General features: G+C 30.5%; 12 protein-coding genes. 5 read left to right on the forward strand and 7 right to left on the reverse strand.

What is annotated here, in order from left to right:
• Positions 1-66 precede the first annotated feature (66 nt).
• The 4 genes from MKD41_RS01890 to gltB all read right to left on the reverse strand — a co-directional run bounded on the left by MKD41_RS01890 (position 67) and on the right by gltB (position 7366).
• Positions 67-624 carry a PepSY-associated TM helix domain-containing protein gene (locus MKD41_RS01890; RefSeq protein ID WP_240243759.1) on the reverse strand — a complete coding sequence of 186 codons (558 nt, stop codon included), beginning with the start codon at positions 622-624 and terminating at the stop codon, positions 67-69.
• A gap of 10 nt (positions 625-634) precedes the next feature.
• Positions 635-1162 (reverse strand): hypothetical protein, encoded by a 528-nt coding sequence (locus tag MKD41_RS01895; RefSeq protein WP_240243760.1) that lies wholly within the window; start codon positions 1160-1162, stop codon positions 635-637.
• Positions 1163-1392: 230 nt separating this feature from the next.
• Positions 1393-2853: a glutamate synthase subunit beta gene (locus tag MKD41_RS01900; protein WP_240243761.1), complete on the reverse strand. Its 1461-nt coding sequence runs from the start codon at positions 2851-2853 to the stop codon at positions 1393-1395.
• Positions 2854-2857: 4 nt separating this feature from the next.
• Complete coding sequence (gltB, locus tag MKD41_RS01905; protein WP_240243762.1) at positions 2858-7366, reverse strand: glutamate synthase large subunit; 4509 nt, start codon at positions 7364-7366, stop codon at positions 2858-2860.
• 497 nt (positions 7367-7863) lie between these two features.
• Between gltB and acs the strand changes: the two genes are divergently transcribed.
• Positions 7864-11688, forward strand: a complete 3825-nt coding sequence (gene acs, locus MKD41_RS01910; protein WP_240243763.1) for an acetate--CoA ligase — start codon at positions 7864-7866, stop codon at positions 11686-11688.
• 59 nt (positions 11689-11747) lie between these two features.
• Here the strand turns inward: acs and MKD41_RS01915 are convergent, their stop codons facing one another.
• Both MKD41_RS01915 and MKD41_RS01920 read right to left on the reverse strand, forming a co-directional pair.
• Positions 11748-12776 carry a putative manganese transporter gene (locus MKD41_RS01915; RefSeq protein ID WP_240243764.1) on the reverse strand — a complete coding sequence of 343 codons (1029 nt, stop codon included), beginning with the start codon at positions 12774-12776 and terminating at the stop codon, positions 11748-11750.
• A gap of 12 nt (positions 12777-12788) precedes the next feature.
• Positions 12789-13727 carry a radical SAM protein gene (locus MKD41_RS01920; protein ID WP_240243765.1) on the reverse strand — a complete coding sequence of 313 codons (939 nt, stop codon included), beginning with the start codon at positions 13725-13727 and terminating at the stop codon, positions 12789-12791.
• A gap of 238 nt (positions 13728-13965) precedes the next feature.
• On the opposite strand from MKD41_RS01920, the gene MKD41_RS01925 reads away from it, so the two are divergent.
• The 4 genes from MKD41_RS01925 (at position 13966) to MKD41_RS01940 (ending at position 19199) form a co-directional block, all read left to right on the forward strand.
• Positions 13966-14817, forward strand: coding sequence for a PPK2 family polyphosphate kinase (locus MKD41_RS01925; protein ID WP_240243766.1), 852 nt, complete (start codon positions 13966-13968; stop codon positions 14815-14817).
• A gap of 123 nt (positions 14818-14940) precedes the next feature.
• Positions 14941-15759: a 3'-5' exonuclease gene (locus MKD41_RS01930; protein WP_240243767.1), complete on the forward strand. Its 819-nt coding sequence runs from the start codon at positions 14941-14943 to the stop codon at positions 15757-15759.
• Positions 15760-15761: 2 nt separating this feature from the next.
• The gene (locus MKD41_RS01935; RefSeq protein ID WP_240243768.1) at positions 15762-16250 is read left to right on the forward strand and encodes an ABC transporter ATPase; all 489 of its coding nucleotides are present in this window, start codon (positions 15762-15764) and stop codon (positions 16248-16250) included.
• A gap of 30 nt (positions 16251-16280) precedes the next feature.
• Entirely contained in the window at positions 16281-19199 is a 2919-nt protein-coding gene (locus MKD41_RS01940) for a glycoside hydrolase family 3 N-terminal domain-containing protein (RefSeq protein WP_240243769.1), read from the forward strand.
• On the opposite strand, the gene MKD41_RS01945 is transcribed toward MKD41_RS01940, so the two are convergent.
• Complete coding sequence (locus tag MKD41_RS01945; protein ID WP_240243770.1) at positions 19189-20241, reverse strand: lysophospholipid acyltransferase family protein; 1053 nt, start codon at positions 20239-20241, stop codon at positions 19189-19191. The two genes, MKD41_RS01940 and MKD41_RS01945, sit on opposite strands and share 11 nt — an antisense overlap.

Genomic DNA, 20241 nt, shown 5'->3' on the forward strand with positions numbered 1-20241 from the left:
GTGTGTTTAGTCTGCACTTAAAAAATTCATTAAGTGCAGACTAATTTTTTTATATTTTATAATGTGTTATATATAAAAGAATAAGAAAAGTAAAGGTATTAAAATACCTAAAGCGGCATAAATTCCACCTCTTCCAGTAATTCCTTTTTTACCTTTTACCATAAAAAATGATGTTACTGCAAATAGAATTAATGCAGCGGCATAAAGGTCAGAAAACCAAGTCCAAATTCTATTTGGGTTGTAATGAAGATAATTTACTTCATAAAAAACGGGCCTTTTTTTTAAGTACTCAGCATATCCTTTTCCGTTCTTAATATTTACCATAATAGAAGATCCGCCTTTTAAAAATATTTTTAATTGGTTTTTATTTTTATAATAATGCTTTTTGTAATTCTTACGATTATCAACTTCATCTAATAATTTAAAAATATTCTCTTTAATTGTAGGTGTTTTTTCTAAATTAATAGGTGTTTCAAAATTTTTAATTTCAACAGAATAATTAGGATTCCAATCACTCATATGGTTTAATGCTATACCAGATAAGCCATATATTAAGGTTGTTCCAATAAAAAAATAACCAATATCTCTATGAAGAATTCTACTCCATTTTCGCAGTTGTTTCATTTGAAAATATTTATTCTGTAGCTACATTTGTGTGAGAAACATATTGTAAAGAGTAATTTGAAATATGATTAATTCCTTCTTTTTTCATTTTATCTCTATACTGTTGAAGGTGTTTCTGTTTGTTATTAAACTGCTCTTCACTAGATGCTCCTTCAGAGTGACTTTTAATATTGTCTTTTTCCATTTTTAGAAGGTATGCTTCATCTATTCTTTCTTCAAGAACAATTCCAACCACTTTAATTTCATCTCCCATTAAGGCTTCGTCAAATCTTTCATCGGCAACTACATGTGCATCACCATCATCTGTTACTAAAAGTATTTTTTTTCCACCGTGTTTACAAACATGGTCAACAATGCCAGTAACTTCAATTTTTTTGCCTATAAATTCACCTGCTTTTGTGTCAAATTCACCTAAGGTTATTTTTGGTGTATTTAGAATTTCAATAGTTTCTTCTTTATTTTGAACTTCAGATTTTTTATCAGATTTACAAGAAAAAGCAAGAGAGCTAATAATTATTAAGAATAATAAATTTTTCATATTGTTTTTTAATTTGATTGGGTTAATTATAAAATTTACAACATCTAAATTATATTAGTTTTAAGTTTTATAGTATGATTAAAATCAGTTAATTATGATTTTTTTATATTTTTTTAATAGTTGCTTGTATAAAAATAAAAGGAATGAATTTTAAAAAAGTTATAAAAAAAAGATGCTGTCTAAATTTTAGACAGCATCTTTTAAATACAATTTTTAGTTAAAGTTAATTATTACATAGCAGGTAAATCTCCATCTCCTTTTGTAGGTAAATTACTATAACCCATTAAATATTCATCAACTTTTCTTGCAGCTTCTCTTCCTTCAGATATTGCCCAAACTATTAAGCTTTGACCTCTACGCATATCTCCAGCAGTAAATACTTTAGGTATATTTGTGCGGTAATCTACATTTGAAGCTTTATAGTTACTTCTAAAATCTGTTTTAATTCCAAGTTGGTCGCTTAATGTTGCTTCTGGTCCGGTAAATCCAAGAGAAAGTAAGACTAATTCACAAGGCCATGTTTTTTCAGTGCCTTCAATTTCAATTAATTCTGGACGTTGACCAGGAACCATTTTCCATTCTACATTTATAGTTTTTAAAGCTGTTAGTTCGCCTTTTTCGTCAACAATAAATTCTTTAGTGTTAATTAGCCAGTTTCTATCACAACCTTCTTCATGTGAGGAAGATGTTTTTAGCTTTAAAGGCCAATAAGGCCAAGGTGTTGATGGGCTTCTTTCTCCTGGTGGTTTAGGCATAATCTCAAAGTTAGTAACCGATTTAGCGCCTTGTCGGTTTGAAGTTCCAACACAATCAGAGCCGGTATCTCCACCACCAATTACAATTACATTTTTATCGGTAGCAAGTACTTGATCTTTAATTTTTTCACCAAAAACAACTTTTGTTTGTTGTGTTAAAAAATCCATAGCTTGTACAACATCTTTATGATCTCCACCTTTAATTGGTAAACCTCTTTTTTGTGTTGCTCCACCACATAAAACTATTGCATCAAACTTTTTTAAGTCTTTTACATCGTAATTTACACCAACATGTACATTGGTTTTAAATTCTATACCTTCTTTTTCAAGAATGGCAATTCTTCGGTCTATAATTCCTTTTTCTAATTTAAAATTTGGAATACCGTAGCGTAATAAACCACCAACTTTGTCATCTCTTTCAAAAACAGTTACAGTATGTCCAGCTCTATTTAATTGTTGGGCAGCAGCTAAACCAGATGGTCCAGAGCCCACAATAGCTATTTTTTTACCAGTTCTTGTGCTAGGTGTTTGCGGAACTATCCAGCCTTCTTTAAAAGCTCTTTCAACAATGTTTTTTTCAATATTTTCTATTGAAATTGGATCGTCTATAATACCAAGTACACATGCTTGCTCGCAAGGCGCAGGGCATAGTCTCCCTGTGAATTCTGGAAAATTGTTGGTTGAATGTAGTATCCAAGAAGCTTTTTTCCATTCGCCTTGATGTACCATATGGTTGAAATCGGGAATTAAATTACCAAGCGGACATCCACTGTGGCAAAATGGAATTCCACAATCCATACATCTTGATCCTTGTTTAGTGATTTCAGCCTTACTTAATGGTTGTGTAAATTCATTATAATGAGTTACACGTTCTTTAACTGGCTTATATTTTTCGTCTTTTCTTTCGAATTCTTTAAATCCTGTTATTTTTCCCATATTTTTATGCTGTTAATTCTTCAAACATTTCTTCTTCAGTCTCTAAACGCTTTAAAGCGCGTTTGTATTCTATAGGCATTACTTTAACAAAGTTGTTTAAAGTTTTTGCCCAGTCTTTTAATAATTTTTTACCTAAACCACTATTAGTGTAGTGTACATGTTTTTCAATTAATGCTTTTAATTCAGCAGCATCTTCTTTTTCAATAGCTTCAAATTCTATTGTTTCGGTATTACACAATCCTTTAGTGAATTTATCATTTGGATCGTAAACATAAGCAATACCACCACTCATACCAGCAGCAAAGTTTCTTCCAGTTTTACCAAGAACAACAACTTTTCCTCCGGTCATATATTCACAGCCGTGATCACCAACACCTTCTACAACAGTTGTGGCTCCTGAGTTTCTAACAGCAAAACGTTCACCGGCAATTCCGTTTATATAAGCTTCACCTTTTACGGCTCCAAATAGGCAAACATTTCCAACTATAATATTTTCTTCAGCTATAAAGTCTGCTTTTTCAGGTTTTTTAATAATTAGTTTAGCTCCAGATAATCCTTTTCCTAAATAATCATTGGTATTACCTTCAATAGTAAATGTTAAACCTGGAGCTCCAAAAGCACCAAAACTTTGTCCGGCAGATCCTGTAAAGTTTATATTTAAAGTATCTTCTGGTAAGCCTAAATGACCATAAATTTTAGAAATTTCGTTACTTACAATAGCACCAGTAGATCGGTTCATATTACAAATAGGGTAACTAAGTGTGGTTTTTTCTTTTCTATAGATGGCTCTGTGAGAATCTTTTAGAAGTGTAAAATCTAACACGTTTGTTAATTCGTGATCTTGTTTTTCAGTATTTTTTAAAGGCATTTTACTATAGCCTTCAGGTCTATGTAGTATAGATGTTAAATCTAAGCCTTTTGCTTTGTAGTGTTGTATGGCTTTATTTGCATTAATTTTTTGAGTTTTACCAATCATTTCATCCATGGTTCTAAAACCTAACTGAGCCATAATGCCTCTTAATTCTTCAGCAACATAATAGAAAAAATTAATAACATGTTCTGGTGTTCCTTTAAAGTTTTTACGCAATTCTTTGTCTTGAGTTGCAATACCTACAGGGCAAGTGTTAAGATGACATTTACGCATCATAATACAACCTGAAGCTACTAAAGGAGCGGTTGCAAAACCAAATTCTTCAGCTCCTAATAATGCTGCAATTGCAACATCGCGTCCAGTTTTTAATTGTCCATCACATTCAACAACAATTCTAGAACGTAAATTATTCATTACTAAGGTTTGTTGTGCTTCTGCTAAACCAAGCTCCCAAGGTAAACCGGTGTGTTTTAATGATGTTAGGGGAGATGCACCTGTTCCACCATCGTAACCAGCAATTAATACAACGTCGGCTTTAGCTTTTGCTACACCAGCTGCAATTGTACCAACTCCAACTTCAGAAACTAATTTTACATTTATACGTGCTTCTCTATTAGCATTTTTTAAATCGAAAATTAATTGCGCTAAATCTTCAATTGAATAAATATCATGATGTGGTGGTGGTGAAATTAAACCAACAAAAGGAGTTGAATTTCTGGCTTTAGCAATCCAAGGAAGTACTTTTTCACCAGGTAATTGACCACCTTCTCCTGGTTTTGCTCCCTGTGCCATTTTAATTTGAATTTCTTCAGCATTTGTTAAATAATGCGAAGTAACTCCAAAACGACCTGATGCTACTTGTTTAATTGCAGAATTTCTGCTATCACCATTAATATCTTTTTGGAAACGTTTTCTATCTTCACCACCTTCACCAGAATTAGATTTTCCTCCAATTCTGTTCATTGCAATGGCTAAATTTTCGTGAGCTTCTCTAGAAATTGACCCATAGGACATTGCACCGGTTTTAAAACGTTTTACAATTTCGGTCCAAGGTTCTACTTCATCTATTGGAATTGGGTCGTAGTTGTTAAATTCGAACAAACCTCTAATAGTCATTAAACGTTCAGCTTGTTCGTTTACGGTTTTAGCATATACATTATAGCTTTTTTGATCGCTTAATCTAACTGCTTGTTGCAATTTAGCAACAGTTGTTGGGTTAAACATATGTTTTTCACCACCACGTCTCCAGCGGTAATGTCCTCCAATATTTAAACCGAGTCTATTTTTAATTAATGTTTTAGGGTATGCATAGTTGTAACGTGCTGAAATTTCTTTTTCAATTTCATACAATCCTACACCTTCAATTCTAGAAGTTGTAAAAGGAAAATATTTTTCAACAAATTTAGAGTTAAAACCAACAATTTCGAATATTTGTGAACCTCTGTAAGAATGTAATGTAGAGATTCCAATTTTATTCATAATTTTTAACAAGCCTTTACCAATTGCTTTATTAAAATTGTCAACGGCTTTTTGTTCATCCATACCAGTAATAAATCCTTCTTTTACCTGATTACGGATAATTTCGTTTACCATATAAGGGTTAATAGCACTTGCTCCATAACCAAATAAAGTAGCAAATTGATGAGGTTCGCGTGGTTCTGCAGATTCTATAATAATATCAAAATAAGAACGTTTACGCATTCTATTCATTTGATGGTTAACATAAGAACAAGCTAATAAAGCTGGTATTGGAGCCATTTCTTTATTTGCACCTCTATCAGATAAAATAATAATATTATTTCTATTTCTAACGGCGTCTGCAACTTGTTTAATTATATTTTCTAAAGCATCTTCTAAGCCATTTACACCTTTTTCTTTTACGTAAAGCATTTGAATTGTTATTGCTTTAAAGTCACCAATTTTAATGTTTCTAATTTTTTCTAAATCGTTATTAGAAATAACTGGGTTTTGAATTCTTAGTTTTTTACACTGTCGTTTAGTGATGCTAAAAATGTTTCTATCTTTTCCTAAGGCAAGGCTAATATCTGTTACAATTTCTTCACGAATTCCGTCTAATGGAGGGTTGGTTACCTGTGCAAATAATTGTTTAAAATAATTAGATATAAGTTGAGGCCTGTCTGATAAAACAGCTAAAGGAGTGTCAATACCCATAGAACCTAAGGCTTCTTTACCATTTTGAGCCATAGGTGTAATAACTTCTTGTATATCTTCAAGAGTATAATTGTATAACCTAGAGCGTGTATTAATATCTAAGGTTTCAATAGGGCATTCTTCATTATTATTAGGAACGTCTTTTAAAAAAACTCTTGTTTCATCTAACCATTTTTTATAAGGTCTTTCAGAAGTAATTCTAGATTTTATTTCTTCATCATTAATAATTCTACCTTCATTCATGTCTACTAAAAACATTTTACCAGGTTCTAGTCTACCATGTTTTTCAATATCTTCAGGGGCGATATCTACAACACCAATTTCTGAAGACATTATTAATTTACCGCTTTTTGTTACGGTATACCTAGAAGGTCTTAATCCATTTCTATCTAATAATGCGCCAATATAGTCACCATCTGTAAAAGGTACAGAAGCGGGGCCATCCCAAGGTTCCATTAGGCAAGCATTGTATTCGTAAAAAGCTTTACGTTCTTTAGACATTGTTTGGTGTTTTTCCCAAGCTTCAGGCATTAACATCATCATAACTTCAGGTAAAGATCGTCCGCTTAAAGTTAAAAGCTCAACAACCATATCCATAGAAGCTGAATCGGATTTTCCAGGTAAAATTATAGGGAATAATTTTTCTATATCATCACCAAAAAGTTCACTTTTCATAATTTCTTCACGTATACGCATTCTACTAACGTTACCACGCAAGGTGTTTATTTCACCATTTTGACACATATATCTAAATGGTTGGGCTAGTTCCCAAGAAGGCATTGTATTTGTTGAAAAACGTTGATGTACAAGTGCAAGTCTAGTTACTAAATCTGGTTGTTGTAAATCTGTATAATATGGGCCAATATCTTCTGGCATAATTATACCTTTATATATTAAGGTAGTATTTGATAAACTAGATACGTAAAAATAGGAAGCTTCAGACATTTTTGAACCAGCAATGGTATGTTCTGTAATTTTACGTGCCGCGTATAATTTTGCTTTAAAATTAAGTTCTTTTAAATCGGGATCTTTACTTATAAATATTTGTTCAATAGTTGGTTCAGAATTTAAAGCAATTTCACCAAGTTGTGTAGAATCTACAGGAACTTTTCTCCAACCTAATATATTTAATCCTTGATTTTTAATTTCTTTTTCAAATTCTTCTTTACAAAAGCGGTATTGATTTTTATTTTTTGGAAAAAATACCATTCCAACAGCATATTCTCTTTGCTCAGGTAATTCAAATTCACAAACTCTTTGAAAAAATGTATGCGGAATATCTATTAATAGCCCAGCTCCATCACCTGTTTTTCCATCTGAACTAACCCCTCCACGATGTTCTAATTTTACTAAAATCTCTAGAGCATCATGTATAATTTGGTTTGTTTTTTGTCCTTTTAAGTTGCATATAAAACCAGCTCCACAGTTTTCATGCTCAAATTCTGGTAAGTATAGTCCTTGTTTTATCATATAGAATATTATTATTATAGAATGTCTACAAAAATAGTGAAAAATTGTTGTAGTTTATTTGATAAGTTCGAAAACGTTGTAATTATTATAATAAAAGAATTTAAACGTTGAAAATAATTAAATCTGTAATTTATGCTTTAATTATTAAGAAATTGTTAAATGTAATTCGCTTTAAAATTTGAAGTCGTTTTATAAAATGACAAGTTTTAGTGGTTTTTGATTATAAAAATGAAAGCATTTTAAACTTGAAATTTGATTTTTTATGGTAAATAAGTATATTTATGTGGAATATGTACCGATAAATGTATAAAATTATTAAATTTCAATCTTATTAGCATTATTTAGAAATATTCTTTAAAAAATATGAAGTAGAATTAGGCTTTAAATTAATTAGCTAAAAATATATTTGAAGCCCTTTTTTAATAAAAAACATATTATTAATATAACTACTAATCTCTGAAGAAATTCAGAATAAAAACCAAATAAATAAATAAAAAATGAATTATCAAAAGCATTACAATTACAGTATTGAAGATCCTCAAAAATTTTGGAAAGAACAAGCTAATGAATTAAAATGGTTTAAAAATCCGGAGACAATCTTATCAAAAGATGAATTTGGAATTGATCGTTGGTTTGTCGATGGAAAATTAAATATGTGTTATTTAGCGGTAGACAAACACGTTGAAGATGGTTTTGGAGAACAAGAAGCTATTATTTACGAATCTCCTGTAACACAACAAAAAGTATCTTATTCTTATAATGATGTAAAATCACAAGTGGAGCGTTTGGCTGGTGGATTACGTGATTTAGGTGTTCAAAAAGGAGATACTGTAATTATTTATATGCCAATGATTCCGCATGCGGTTTTTAGTATGTTAGCTTGTGCGCGTATTGGTGCAATACATTCAGTAGTTTTTGGTGGTTTTGCACCACACGAATTAGCGATTAGAATAGATGATTGTAAACCAAAAGCTATTATTACAGCTACTTCTGGAATGGAAGTTGACCGATTAATTGCGTATAAACCTATGGTTGATGAAGCTATTCAATTAGCAAAACATAAACCAACAAAAGTAATTGTTTATAAACGTAATTTGGGTGCTGTAAATCCTAAAACAGATCGTTATATTAGTTATAAAAAGTTAGTTAAAAAATCGAAACCCGTGGCTTGTGTAGAAATGAATTCTACCGATCCTTTATATATTTTATACACCTCAGGAACTACCGGGAAACCAAAAGGAATTATTCGAGATACTGGTGGTTATGCAACAGCTTTAAAATATTCAATGAAAAATATTTATGGTGTTGAAGAAGGAGATGTTTTTTGGGCAGCTTCAGATGTTGGTTGGGTTGTAGGGCACAGTTATATCGTTTATGCGCCTTTATTGAATAGAAATACAACAATCGTTTTTGAAGGAAAACCTATTAGAACACCTGATGCTAGTACTTTTTGGAGAATCATTAGTGAAAATAATGTAAAAGTGATGTTCACTGCTCCAACGGCAATTCGTGCAATTAAAAAGGAAGATCCAGATGGAGAATTGATGAAAATGTACGATTTAAGTTGTTTGAAATATCAATTTTTAGCAGGTGAACGTTGTGACGCTGCAACATTACAGTGGTTAGAAGAAAAATTAGAAATTCCAGTTATTGACCATTGGTGGCAAACAGAATCAGGTTGGCCAATGGTATCAAATATGATGGGAATAGAACCATTACCAGTAAAACCAGGTTCAGCAGCTAAACCAGTTGGTGGATATAATATTCAAATTTTAAGTGCGGACGGAAAAGAGTTAGGCGCAAATGAAGAAGGATTGGTTGCTGTAAAGTTGCCAATGCCTCCTGGAACGTTAACAAATATTTGGGGAAATACAGATCGTTTTATTGATGGTTATTTAAAAAAGTTTCCGGGTTATTATTTCTCAGGTGATGGTGGTTACAAGGATGAAGATGATTATGTGTTTATTACAGGTCGTGTAGATGATGTAATAAATGTTGCGGGTCATAGATTGTCAACGGCTGAAATGGAAGAAGTAGTTTCTTCAAATCCATCGGTTGCTGAATGTGCAGTTTTCGGAATTGAAGATCAATTAAAAGGACAAGTTCCTTTGGCGTTAGTTGTGTTAAAATCGGGTGATTATGTTTCTAGTTTTGAATTAGAATATAATATTGTTAAAGAAGTTAGAAGTCAAATTGGACCGGTTGCTTCATTAAAAAAAGTATTACTTGTTCAACGATTACCTAAAACACGTTCAGGAAAAATTCTTCGAAAATTATTAAGAAATATTGCCGATGGTGTTGAATATACAATTCCTTCAACAATAGATGATCCTGAAATTGTAAATGAAATTACACACGAGTTCAAATTACATAAAATTGGAATTTACGAACATGCAACGGAAGAAGAAAAACAAACTTTAGCCGATTTAAAAGTTGATTCATTCATAAAATATTACAAATCGTATCAACATAGTGTGAATGATCCTGAAGGTTTCTGGGCACAAATTGCAGAAACTTTTACATGGCATAAAAAATGGGATAAAGTGGTGGAGTTTGATTGGGAAAAACCAAAATTTGAATGGTTTAAAGGAGCTAAATTAAATATTACTGAAAACTGTTTAGACCGTCATTTACCAAAAAGAGGGGATGATATAGCCATTCTTTGGGAACCAAATAATCCAGATGAAGCGAATAGAAGTTTCACTTATAGAGAATTACATGCCGAAGTTTGTAAATTTTCAAACGTATTAAAAAATAACGGTGTAAAAAAAGGAGACAGAGTTTGTGTGTATATGCCTATGGTTCCTGAATTAGCAATAGCATTGTTGGCTTGTGCTAGAATTGGAGCAGTGCATTCAGTTGTTTTTGCCGGATTTTCAGCAGTAGCACTTTCAACAAGAATTAATGATTCAGAATGTAAAGTATTGCTAACTTCTGATGGTGTGTTTAGAGGAAGTAAAGCGGTTGACTTCAAAAAAATAGTTGATGAAGCATTAGAAACTTGTCCAACTATTGAAACTGCAATTGTATTGAATAGAGTAAACGGTGATATAAATATGCAAGAAGGTCGTGATATTTGGTGGCATGATGAAATTGCAAAAGTAGATGCTGTTTGTGAAGCTGAAGTGATGGACGCCGAAGATATGTTATTTATTTTATATACCTCAGGATCAACAGGTAAGCCAAAAGGAATGGTGCATACTTGTGCTGGTTATATGATTCATACAGCATATAGTTTTAAAAATGTTTTCCAATATACGCAAGGTGATGTTTATTTCTGTACTGCAGATATTGGTTGGATTACAGGACATTCATACATTGTTTATGGACCTCTAGCTGCCGGAGCAACAACCTTAATGTTTGAAGGAGTTCCTTCATACCCAGATTACAGTCGTTTTTGGCAAATTGTTGAAAAATACAAAGTGAATCAATTCTATACAGCTCCAACTGCAATTAGAGCATTGGCTGCTCAAGGAAATGAGTTAACTGAGCGTAACGATTTAAGTTCTATAAAAGTATTAGGTACTGTTGGAGAGCCAATTAATGAAGAGGCTTGGCACTGGTACGATGAGAAAATTGGAAAACAAAAATCTCCAATTGTAGATACTTGGTGGCAAACTGAAACAGGTGGAATTATGATTTCTCCTTTGGCTGGAGTAACACCAACAAAACCAACTTTTGCTACACGTCCATTACCAGGAATTCAACCTTGTTTGGTTGATGAATTAGGTGAGGAAGTAAATACAAACCCTGCTGAAGGTAGACTCTGTATAAAATATCCTTGGCCATCAATTGCGCGTACTATTTATGGAGATCATAAACGCTATAAAGAAACGTATTTTACAGCTTTTAAAGATAAATATTTTACAGGAGATGGAGCCTTTAGAGATTTAGAAGGAAATTACAGAATTACGGGTAGAGTAGATGATGTTGTAATTGTTTCTGGTCATAACTTAGGAACTGCACCAATTGAAAACGTGATTAATGAGCATAGTAATATTGTAGAATCAGCAGTAGTTGGTTTCCCTCATGACATTAAAGGAAATGCATTATATGCTTATGTTATTGTATATGAACTTCCTGAAAATGAAGATTTCTTACGTCGTGAAATTAACGATTTAATTGCTCGTTCTATTGGGCCAATCGCCAAATTAGATAAAATTCAATTTGTTTCTGGATTGCCTAAAACTCGATCAGGAAAAATTATGCGTAGAATTTTACGTAAAATTGCTGAAAATGAAACTTCAAATTTAGGAGATATTTCAACCTTATTAAACCCAGAAGTAGTGAAAGCTGTGATGGAAGGTTCTTTGGTAAAATAGAATTAATTAAGAGTAAATTTTAAAACCATTCTCATCAGTTGAGAATGGTTTTTTTTAGATTAAAATCCTAATAAAAAAGTTGATGCTCCTACAATAAAAGCATAAATTATATTTACAATTTTTACAGATAAAAATGTTCTTCTAGATTCCGCAAGCATAGGAAGCATTCCATGTCCATCTTGTGATATTGAACTAGCTAATAAAATACTAAAAGGAATACTACCTTGAGCAAAAAGAGTAACAAATATTAGATGAGGTCCAGATTCTGGAATTAAACCAACTAAAATTGCAATAATTAATACCACATACATATTAGATGTTATCCAAGCTTGTACATCTATATAATTCATTAAAAAATGCATTAATAAAAGTGTTCCAAATACCCACAAGAAAATTCGTGGAAGATGTTTTTTTACAATATGTGCCCAAATATGCTTTTTAAGAAAATGATTAGGTACAGTAATTACAATAAATAACGAAAATAGAAATGCCAGTAGTACTGAAATTTTCATCCAAATTTCTAAACCACCAGCTATTATTCCGGTTGAAACACCTGTTATGAGTATTAAAATTATAATGCTTGTTATAATTCGGTGAAAAGATGGATGAAATAAATTGAACCAAATTTTATCTTTTTCAAAACATTTGCAATCGGGTTCGTTGTGTAAAGAAAGCTTATGTGTTGAAATTTGTTCAAGTGCTTTGGTTGGTTTATAAAGTTTATCTGTAATATAACCTGCTAATACTCCAACTACAAAAATAATTAAGGTTAGTAAAATGGCTTTTTTAGGAATTAATGCAAACATAACAAAAGATTCATCTCCACTTGTTGCAATCATTGTTGTAACTAAAGCTCCAAAAGAAACCAGCCTATGTGAATACATAGCAACCATTGTAAATGCACCAAGGCAACCAGGAATTGCGCCTAAAAGACCTGCAATTAAGTATTGACTCCATTTGTTTTTTGCAAGGAATTTTTGCCATAAACCTTTTGATTGTACATTTATATATTCTATAACCAGCATCATAACAAAAACAAATCCAGTTATCATGATGGTGTGTAGCAGTGTTTTATAAACTAATTCCATATGTTGTTCAATTTATTTATGTTTTAATTCATAAAATACGCCTCTTTCAAGGTGAACATTTTTAATTTTATCAAGAGCTTCCAATCCTGCTAAATATTTATTTATTTCGTTAATATGGATGCCTAAAAAAGTATGTAAATCATCTAATGTACAAGGTCTTCTTGCAATTGTTTCTAAAATGGCTGTTTCAATATTGCCGTTATACGATTCAATATTTGATCGTTTATCTGGAGAGGCTATTATTTCAACATTTGGTAACTTCCAATAATCACTAATTTCTTGTAATTCCATTTTTGTTAATGGAATTAAGTCTTGTCTTGTTCCTGGGCGGTCTAAAGTGTTTAATTGAATACTATCGGGTTTAATTTTAAGAATTGCTTCCTTCATTAAAGTTAGCTCCTTTTTAGAATCATTGTATCCTTTTAAAAAAAGTATTTCGAGCCAAATTTTGCCTTTGTATTCTTTTCGTAAATCTACTAATCCTTGTATATGTGATTCAATAGTTAATTTTTTAGAAGGTCTGTTAATTTTTAAAAACACCTCTTTACTAGCAGCATCTAATGATGGTAGAATAACATCAGCATCCATCAATTCCTTTCTTAAGTTTTTATCATAAAGCAAGGTTCCGTTTGTTAAAATTGCAGTTTTAATTATTGGGTATTTTTTTTTGATAAATTTTAATATAGCTCCAATTTTACTGTTTAAAGTGGGTTCTCCAGATCCTGAAAAAGTGAAATAATCAATTTTAGGATTGTTGCTCATAAATTTTTCTAACTCAGTAATTACACTGTTATATTTCACATATTCTAATCTTTCGGTTGTAAGATTAGTGGTTTTTCCTACTTCGCAGTAAACACAGTTTAAGGAGCAAACTTTTTTAGGTATTAAATCAATTCCTAAGGACATACCCAACCTACGCGATGGTACTGGACCAAAAAGATGTTTATACATAAGTTGATTTTTTATGTAATTATTGTTTTACTTAGTTGCAAGCTAAAACAAATGATTGTTACAACGAAGTTACAAAGGATTGTAGTAATTAAGTGTAATGTAAATTACCAACCAATTTTTTTATTTAATTGAAAGTATGAGTTTTTACTGAAATTTTTTTGAAATTATTGCGTTATTCAAAGTCATAATTAAATAATTTCATAATTTTATTGATTATTGATAAATTAAAAACAAACAAATGAATAAATATAAAGTTACAGGTACTATAAAATTAAATGAACTAGAAACTAAAGAAGTTGAAAAAAAAGCTAAAAAGAAATTAAAAGCCATAAGAAAAAAAATAAGTGAAATTCAAGAGGCAATGTATGCCGAAGGTGAATATGCCGTTTTAATTTGTTTACAAGGCATGGATACTTCAGGAAAAGATAGTTTAATTCGTGAGGTTTTTAAAAATGTTAGTGCACAAGGTGTTGTGGTGCATAGCTTTAAAGTACCAACGGAGTTGGAGTTAAAACATGATTATTTATGGCGTCATTATATTGCATTACCAGCTAAAGGTAAAATAGGTGTTTTTAACAGAACACATTACGAAAATGTATTGGTAACACGTGTGCATCCAGAATATATTTTTGGAGAAAAAATTCCTTCAGTAAAAAGTTTAGACGATTTAAATGATGATTTTTACAAAAACAGAATGGAAGAAATAAATAATTTCGAAAAATTTATTTCTGATAATGGAACTATTATTTTAAAATTCTTTTTAAACCTTTCAAAAGAAGAGCAAAAAAATAGATTACTGCGTAGGTTACGCCTAAAAGAAAAAAACTGGAAATTCTCTCCCTCAGATTTAAAAGAGCGTAAACTTTGGGATAAGTATCAGTTTTGTTACCAAGATTTATTAAATAAAACTTCTAAAGAAAATGCGCCTTGGTATGTAATTCCTGCAGACGATAAACCAACAGCTCGTTTAATTGTTGCGGAAACTATTTATAAAACTTTAAAACAATACAATTTTAAAGAGCCAGAACTGCCAAAAAAATATAAAATTGAAATTGAAAATTATAAAGCTCAGTTAGAAGGAGAAAAGTAACTTAATAGTTGTTTTAAAACTCGTTTAAATATTTGTTAAAAAGTTTAAAAAAACGGTGCAGGTATTCCTAAAATCGTAAATTACAAATTGTATATTTACAACTTAATATTTTTTAAGATAACTATGGAATTAAAGCTAACAAAACCGATTATTTTTTTCGATTTAGAAACAACAGGAATCAATATTGCAAAAGATAGAATTGTAGAAATATCTATTTTAAAAGTGTTTCCAAACGGAAATAAAGAAAGTAAAACTTGGTTGGTAAATCCTGAAATGGAAATACCTAAAGAGTCTTCAGATATTCACGGAATTACTAACGAAAAAGTAGTTACAGAGCCTACTTTTAAAGAATTAGCGGGCGAGGTGAGTAAAATGATTGCTGGTTGCGATTTAGCAGGTTTTAATTCTAATAGATTCGATATTCCATTGCTTGCTGAAGAAATGCTAAGAGCAAATGTTAATTTTGATATGGAAAATAGAGTTGCAATAGATGTACAAGTGATTTTTCATAAAAAAGAAGAAAGAACATTAAGTGCTGGTTATAAATTTTATTGCGGTAAAGATCTAGAAAATGCACATTCTGCAGAAGCAGATACAATAGCAACTTACGAAATTTTAAAAGCGCAGTTAGATAAATATGATGACCTTGAAAATGATATTAAGTTTTTAAATGAATATTCAACACATAAAAAAAGAGCTGATTTTGCTGGGTTTATTATGTATAATGATAAAGATGAGGAAATATTTACTTTTGGAAAATATAAAGGTCAGAAAGTTTCTGATATTTTAAAGAAAGACAAAGGTTATTATTCTTGGATTCAAAATGCAGATTTTCCATTATACACTAAAAAAGTATTGAGTCAAATTAAAGAAAAAACATTTGTTAATAAAAAAGAAAGTACTTTGGAAGATTTGCAAAAAAAATTCAATCAAAAAATTTAAATATGTTCGTTAATTTTGAAGATTTAGATAAAAATGCTAGAGTTTGGATTTACCAAGCAAATAGAGCGTTTACTAATAATGAAGTTGAAATTATAAATGAAAAAACAGCCGATTTTGTTCTAGGCTGGCAACGACATGGAGAAGATTTAAAAGCTTCTTTTTGTATTAAATACAATCAATTTATTGTATTGGCTGTAGATGAAGAATTTAACAACGTTTCAGGTTGTTCTATTGATGCATCTGTAAATTTAATTAAGAATTTTGAAAAGATTTTTTCAATAGACTTAACAAATAAGTTAAATGTTTCTTTTAGAGATGGAAATGCCATTAACATAGTTAGTATGGCAGATTTTCAAAAATATGCCAAAGAACAAAAAATTACTGCAAACACAATTGTTTTTAATAATTTGGTGACAACTAAAGAGGCTTTTGAAAATAATTGGGAAGTAACTGCAGATAAAAGTTGGCATAAACGCTTTTTGTCAAGCTAATTTTATAAATATTTACATCTATTTTTAGGAATGATAAAAAAAACAGTTTTAATAGCTTTATTTTTTTGTGGAACTTTTTTAAATGCTCAAAGTATAGATCCTTTGTTGGTTAAAGATACCTTGGCGCAACAAAAATGGGTAGATACCTTATTAAATAATATGACGATTGATGAAAAAATTGGTCAATTATTTATGGTAGCTGCATATTCTAATAAAGATGAAAATCACGAAAAATTTATTTCTAATTTAATTGAAAAATATCATATTGGTGCGCTTATCTTTTTTCAAGATGATCCATTAAAACAAGCGAGGTTAACAAATAAATACCAAGCGCAATCTAAAATTCCATTGTTAATTGGTATTGATGGTGAATGGGGTTTAAATATGCGTTTGAAAGAAACCTATCGTTTTCCTTGGAATATGACATTAGGGGCAGTTCAAAACAATTCGTTAATAACAGCTTTTGGTGTTCAAGTTGGAAAACATTGTAACCGTTTAGGAATTCATATGAATTTTGCGCCTGTAGTAGATGTAAATACAAACCCAGAAAACCCAATAATTGGAAATAGATCTTTTGGTGAAAATCCAGTAAATGTGGCAAATAAAAGTACGGCATTTACATTGGGAATTCAAAGTCAAAAAGTGCTTGCAAGTGCAAAACATTTTCCGGGGCACGGAGACACAGCAACAGATTCACATCATACTTTACCAACGGTAGATTTTACAAAACAACGTTTAGATTCTGTTGAATTATTTCCTTATAAACAAAATTTTGAAGCAGGTTTAGCAAGTGTTATGGTTGCACATTTAAGTGTGCCAGAATTAGAGCCAAATCAAAATTTACCTTCATCGCTATCAAAAAATATAGTAACAGGTCTGTTAAAAGAACAAATGGGTTTTAAAGGCTTAATTATTACCGATGCGCTTAATATGAAAGGTTCGGCTAATTTTAATTCGCCACAAGAAATTAATTTGGCAGCCATACTTGCAGGTAATGATTTGTTAGACGTACCTTTAAATATTCCAGAAACAGTAATTAGGTTTAAAGAAGCGTTAGAATCTGGAGAATTAACCGAAGAACGTTTAGACGAGTCTGTTAGAAAAATATTAAAAACAAAATTTTGGGCCGGATTAAATAACTATAAACCAATAGAAACTAAAAATTTAATAGAAGATTTAAATACTGTTGAAAATGAATTAATTCATAGAAAATTAGTAGAAAATTCAATTACATTATTAAAAAATGAATCGCTGGTTTATCCTATTCAAAATTTAGATAAAAAAAGAATTGCTTATGTAAAACTAGGTGATGGAGATAATAAAGATTTTGTAGAAATGTTAAAAAACTACACTAATGTAGATGTAGTTTCGGCGTCTAATCTATACGATTTAATCACAAAATTAAAAAAGTACAATTTAGTTATTGTAGGCTATCATAAATCCAATACTAACCCTTGGAAGAGTTTTAAATTTAAAGAAACTGAGTTGGTTTGGTTACAAGAAATTGCTCGTACCAATAAGGTTATTTTAGATGTTTTTGCAAGCCCTTATAGTTTATTACAAATAAAAACTTTTGAAAATATTGACGGACTTTTACTGTCGTATCAAAACAGTAAATTGTCTCAAGAGATTTCTGCACAAATGATTTTTGGAGCTCTTGAAACTAAAGGAAAATTGCCTGTTGCTATAAATAAATCTTTTTCTGAAGGTCACGGGTTACATTCAAATTCATTAAAAAGATTGACTTATTCTATACCAGAAGAGGTTGGGTTAAGTAGTAAAGTTTTAAAGAAAATAGATTCCTTAGCCGCAATTGTAATAAAAGATAAAATGGCGCCTGGTTTACAGGTTTTAGTAGCAAGAAAAGGTGCTGTAGTTTATAATAAAAGCTATGGTTATCATACAGATCAAAAGAAAACAAAAGTTAAAAATAGTGATATTTATGATGTAGCTTCAATGACAAAAATATTAGCTTCGTTACCATTGATTATGGAGTTAGAAGAGCAGAAGGTATTGCAGTTAGAAAGTACTTTGGGTTCTTTATTTCCTCAATATCAAGGAACCAACAAAGATACTTTAACTGTAAAAGAATTGTTATCGCATTATGCAAGGTTAAAAGCTTGGATTCCTTTTTATTTTAATACTTTAGATAGTGTTACAAGCAAGCCTTCAAAAGAATATTATAGTGATACTTGGTCAGAAAATTTTCCTTTTGAAGTAGCTGATAAATTGTATTTAACTAAAAGTTATAAAGATTCTATTTTTACTAAAATAGCCACAGCAGGACAACGTTCAAGGCCAGGATATAAGTATAGTGATTTAACATTTTATATCTTTAAAGATATTATTGAAAATTATTATGGTAAAGATTTAGATAAACTAACACAAGAACGTTTTTATAAAGCTATTGGAGCAAATAATACTGGGTATTTGGCGATTCATAAATTTCCAAAATCTAGAATTGTTCCTACAGAAAAAGATACGTATTATAGAAATCAATTAGTACAAGGTTATGTGCATGATATGGGAGCTGCAATGCAAGGAGGTATTGGAGGTCACGCAGGTTTATTTGCTAATGCAAATGATGTTGCTAAGTTAATGCAGTTATTTTTGCAGAAAGGTTTTTATGGTGGTAAGCGTTATTTTAAGTCTGAAACTATGGATAAGTTTAACCATAGGTATTATGAGGATTTAAAAGTTAGAAGAGGTTTGGGGTTTGATAAGCCTCAACTTAATGAAAAAGTAAAAGCAACTTGTGGTTGCGTTTCAGAAGAGAGTTTTGGACATAGTGGATTTACGGGGACTTATACCTGGGCAGATCCAGAATCTGAAATTGTGTATGTGTTCTTATCAAATAGGGTATATCCAACAATGGATAATAAAAGTTTGGTACGTTCTAATATTAGAACACAAATTCAACAAGTAATACAAGATGCAATTATGGAGTAACTGTAGTTGTTTTAGTTGTTATTATTCCTGTAATTATACAAAATAATAAATATGCTAGTCCGTATTTATAATTAAAAATAACACTTATTATGCCTGCTTGTATGGTGTAAAATAGAGGGAAAACAGTCATAATTAAAGCAAATCTATAAGTGTTTGTAAATATAATATCTTTTATTTTTGGTTGTAAATATCTCCAAATTAATAAGGGGAAAAAACTGTTTATTTTTGTTAAAATATGAATAGGAGTGAACCAATTAATTTTTTCTTTTTTAACTTTTTTAGTTGGGATTATAGAGCTTAAGTTTTTAAGGGTATTGTTGGTTTCAATAGGATTTAAAAAATCAATATTTAAATCTGTTAATTTTTTAATAATTTCATCATGTTTTTTAACATCTTCTATATGAGTTGTAAGTTGTTTTAATTCAGAAGAAACCTTATTTATAATATGTTTAAATGTAATATCTGGATTTTCTACGTTAAAATACGGGTTGGCAAGTATTGGTTTTCCGTAATATATAGAAACACTTGAAGGAAAATTTAAATGAGAATCATAATTAATACCAACAGGAACAATTTTTATTTCTAAATCTGGATATTTTTGTAGTGTTCCTAAAATTATACGGGCAAACCCTTTTTTTAAGGGTAAAATACGTCTAAATAGGTGGTGTTCACCTTCGGCAAATATTTGTATCGCTTTTTTAGCTTTTAAATATTCAAAACATTGGTTAAAAACGGCTATATTTTTTTCCATATTTTCTTTTCCATCTCTTAATCTATAGACAGGGATGAGGTTTAAAGATCTTAGAATTTTATCAACTATTTTAGTTTTAAATACACTTGCTCTAGTTAAAAAATGAATATTTCTGGAAGTTGTGGTTGGTATTAAAATGGCATCAATTAAGGCATTTTGATGATTTCCAATAAAAATAATGGCACCTTCTTTTGGAATGTTTTCTGTACCAAAAACTTTAATTTTTTTATGGGTGAAAAAAAGTCCAACCTTAACAATAGATTTTACAATATTATACCAAAGATATTTCAA

Source organism: Lutibacter sp. A64 (genome assembly GCF_022429565.1).
In the GTDB taxonomy this organism is placed as follows: Bacteria; Bacteroidota; Bacteroidia; order Flavobacteriales; family Flavobacteriaceae; genus Lutibacter.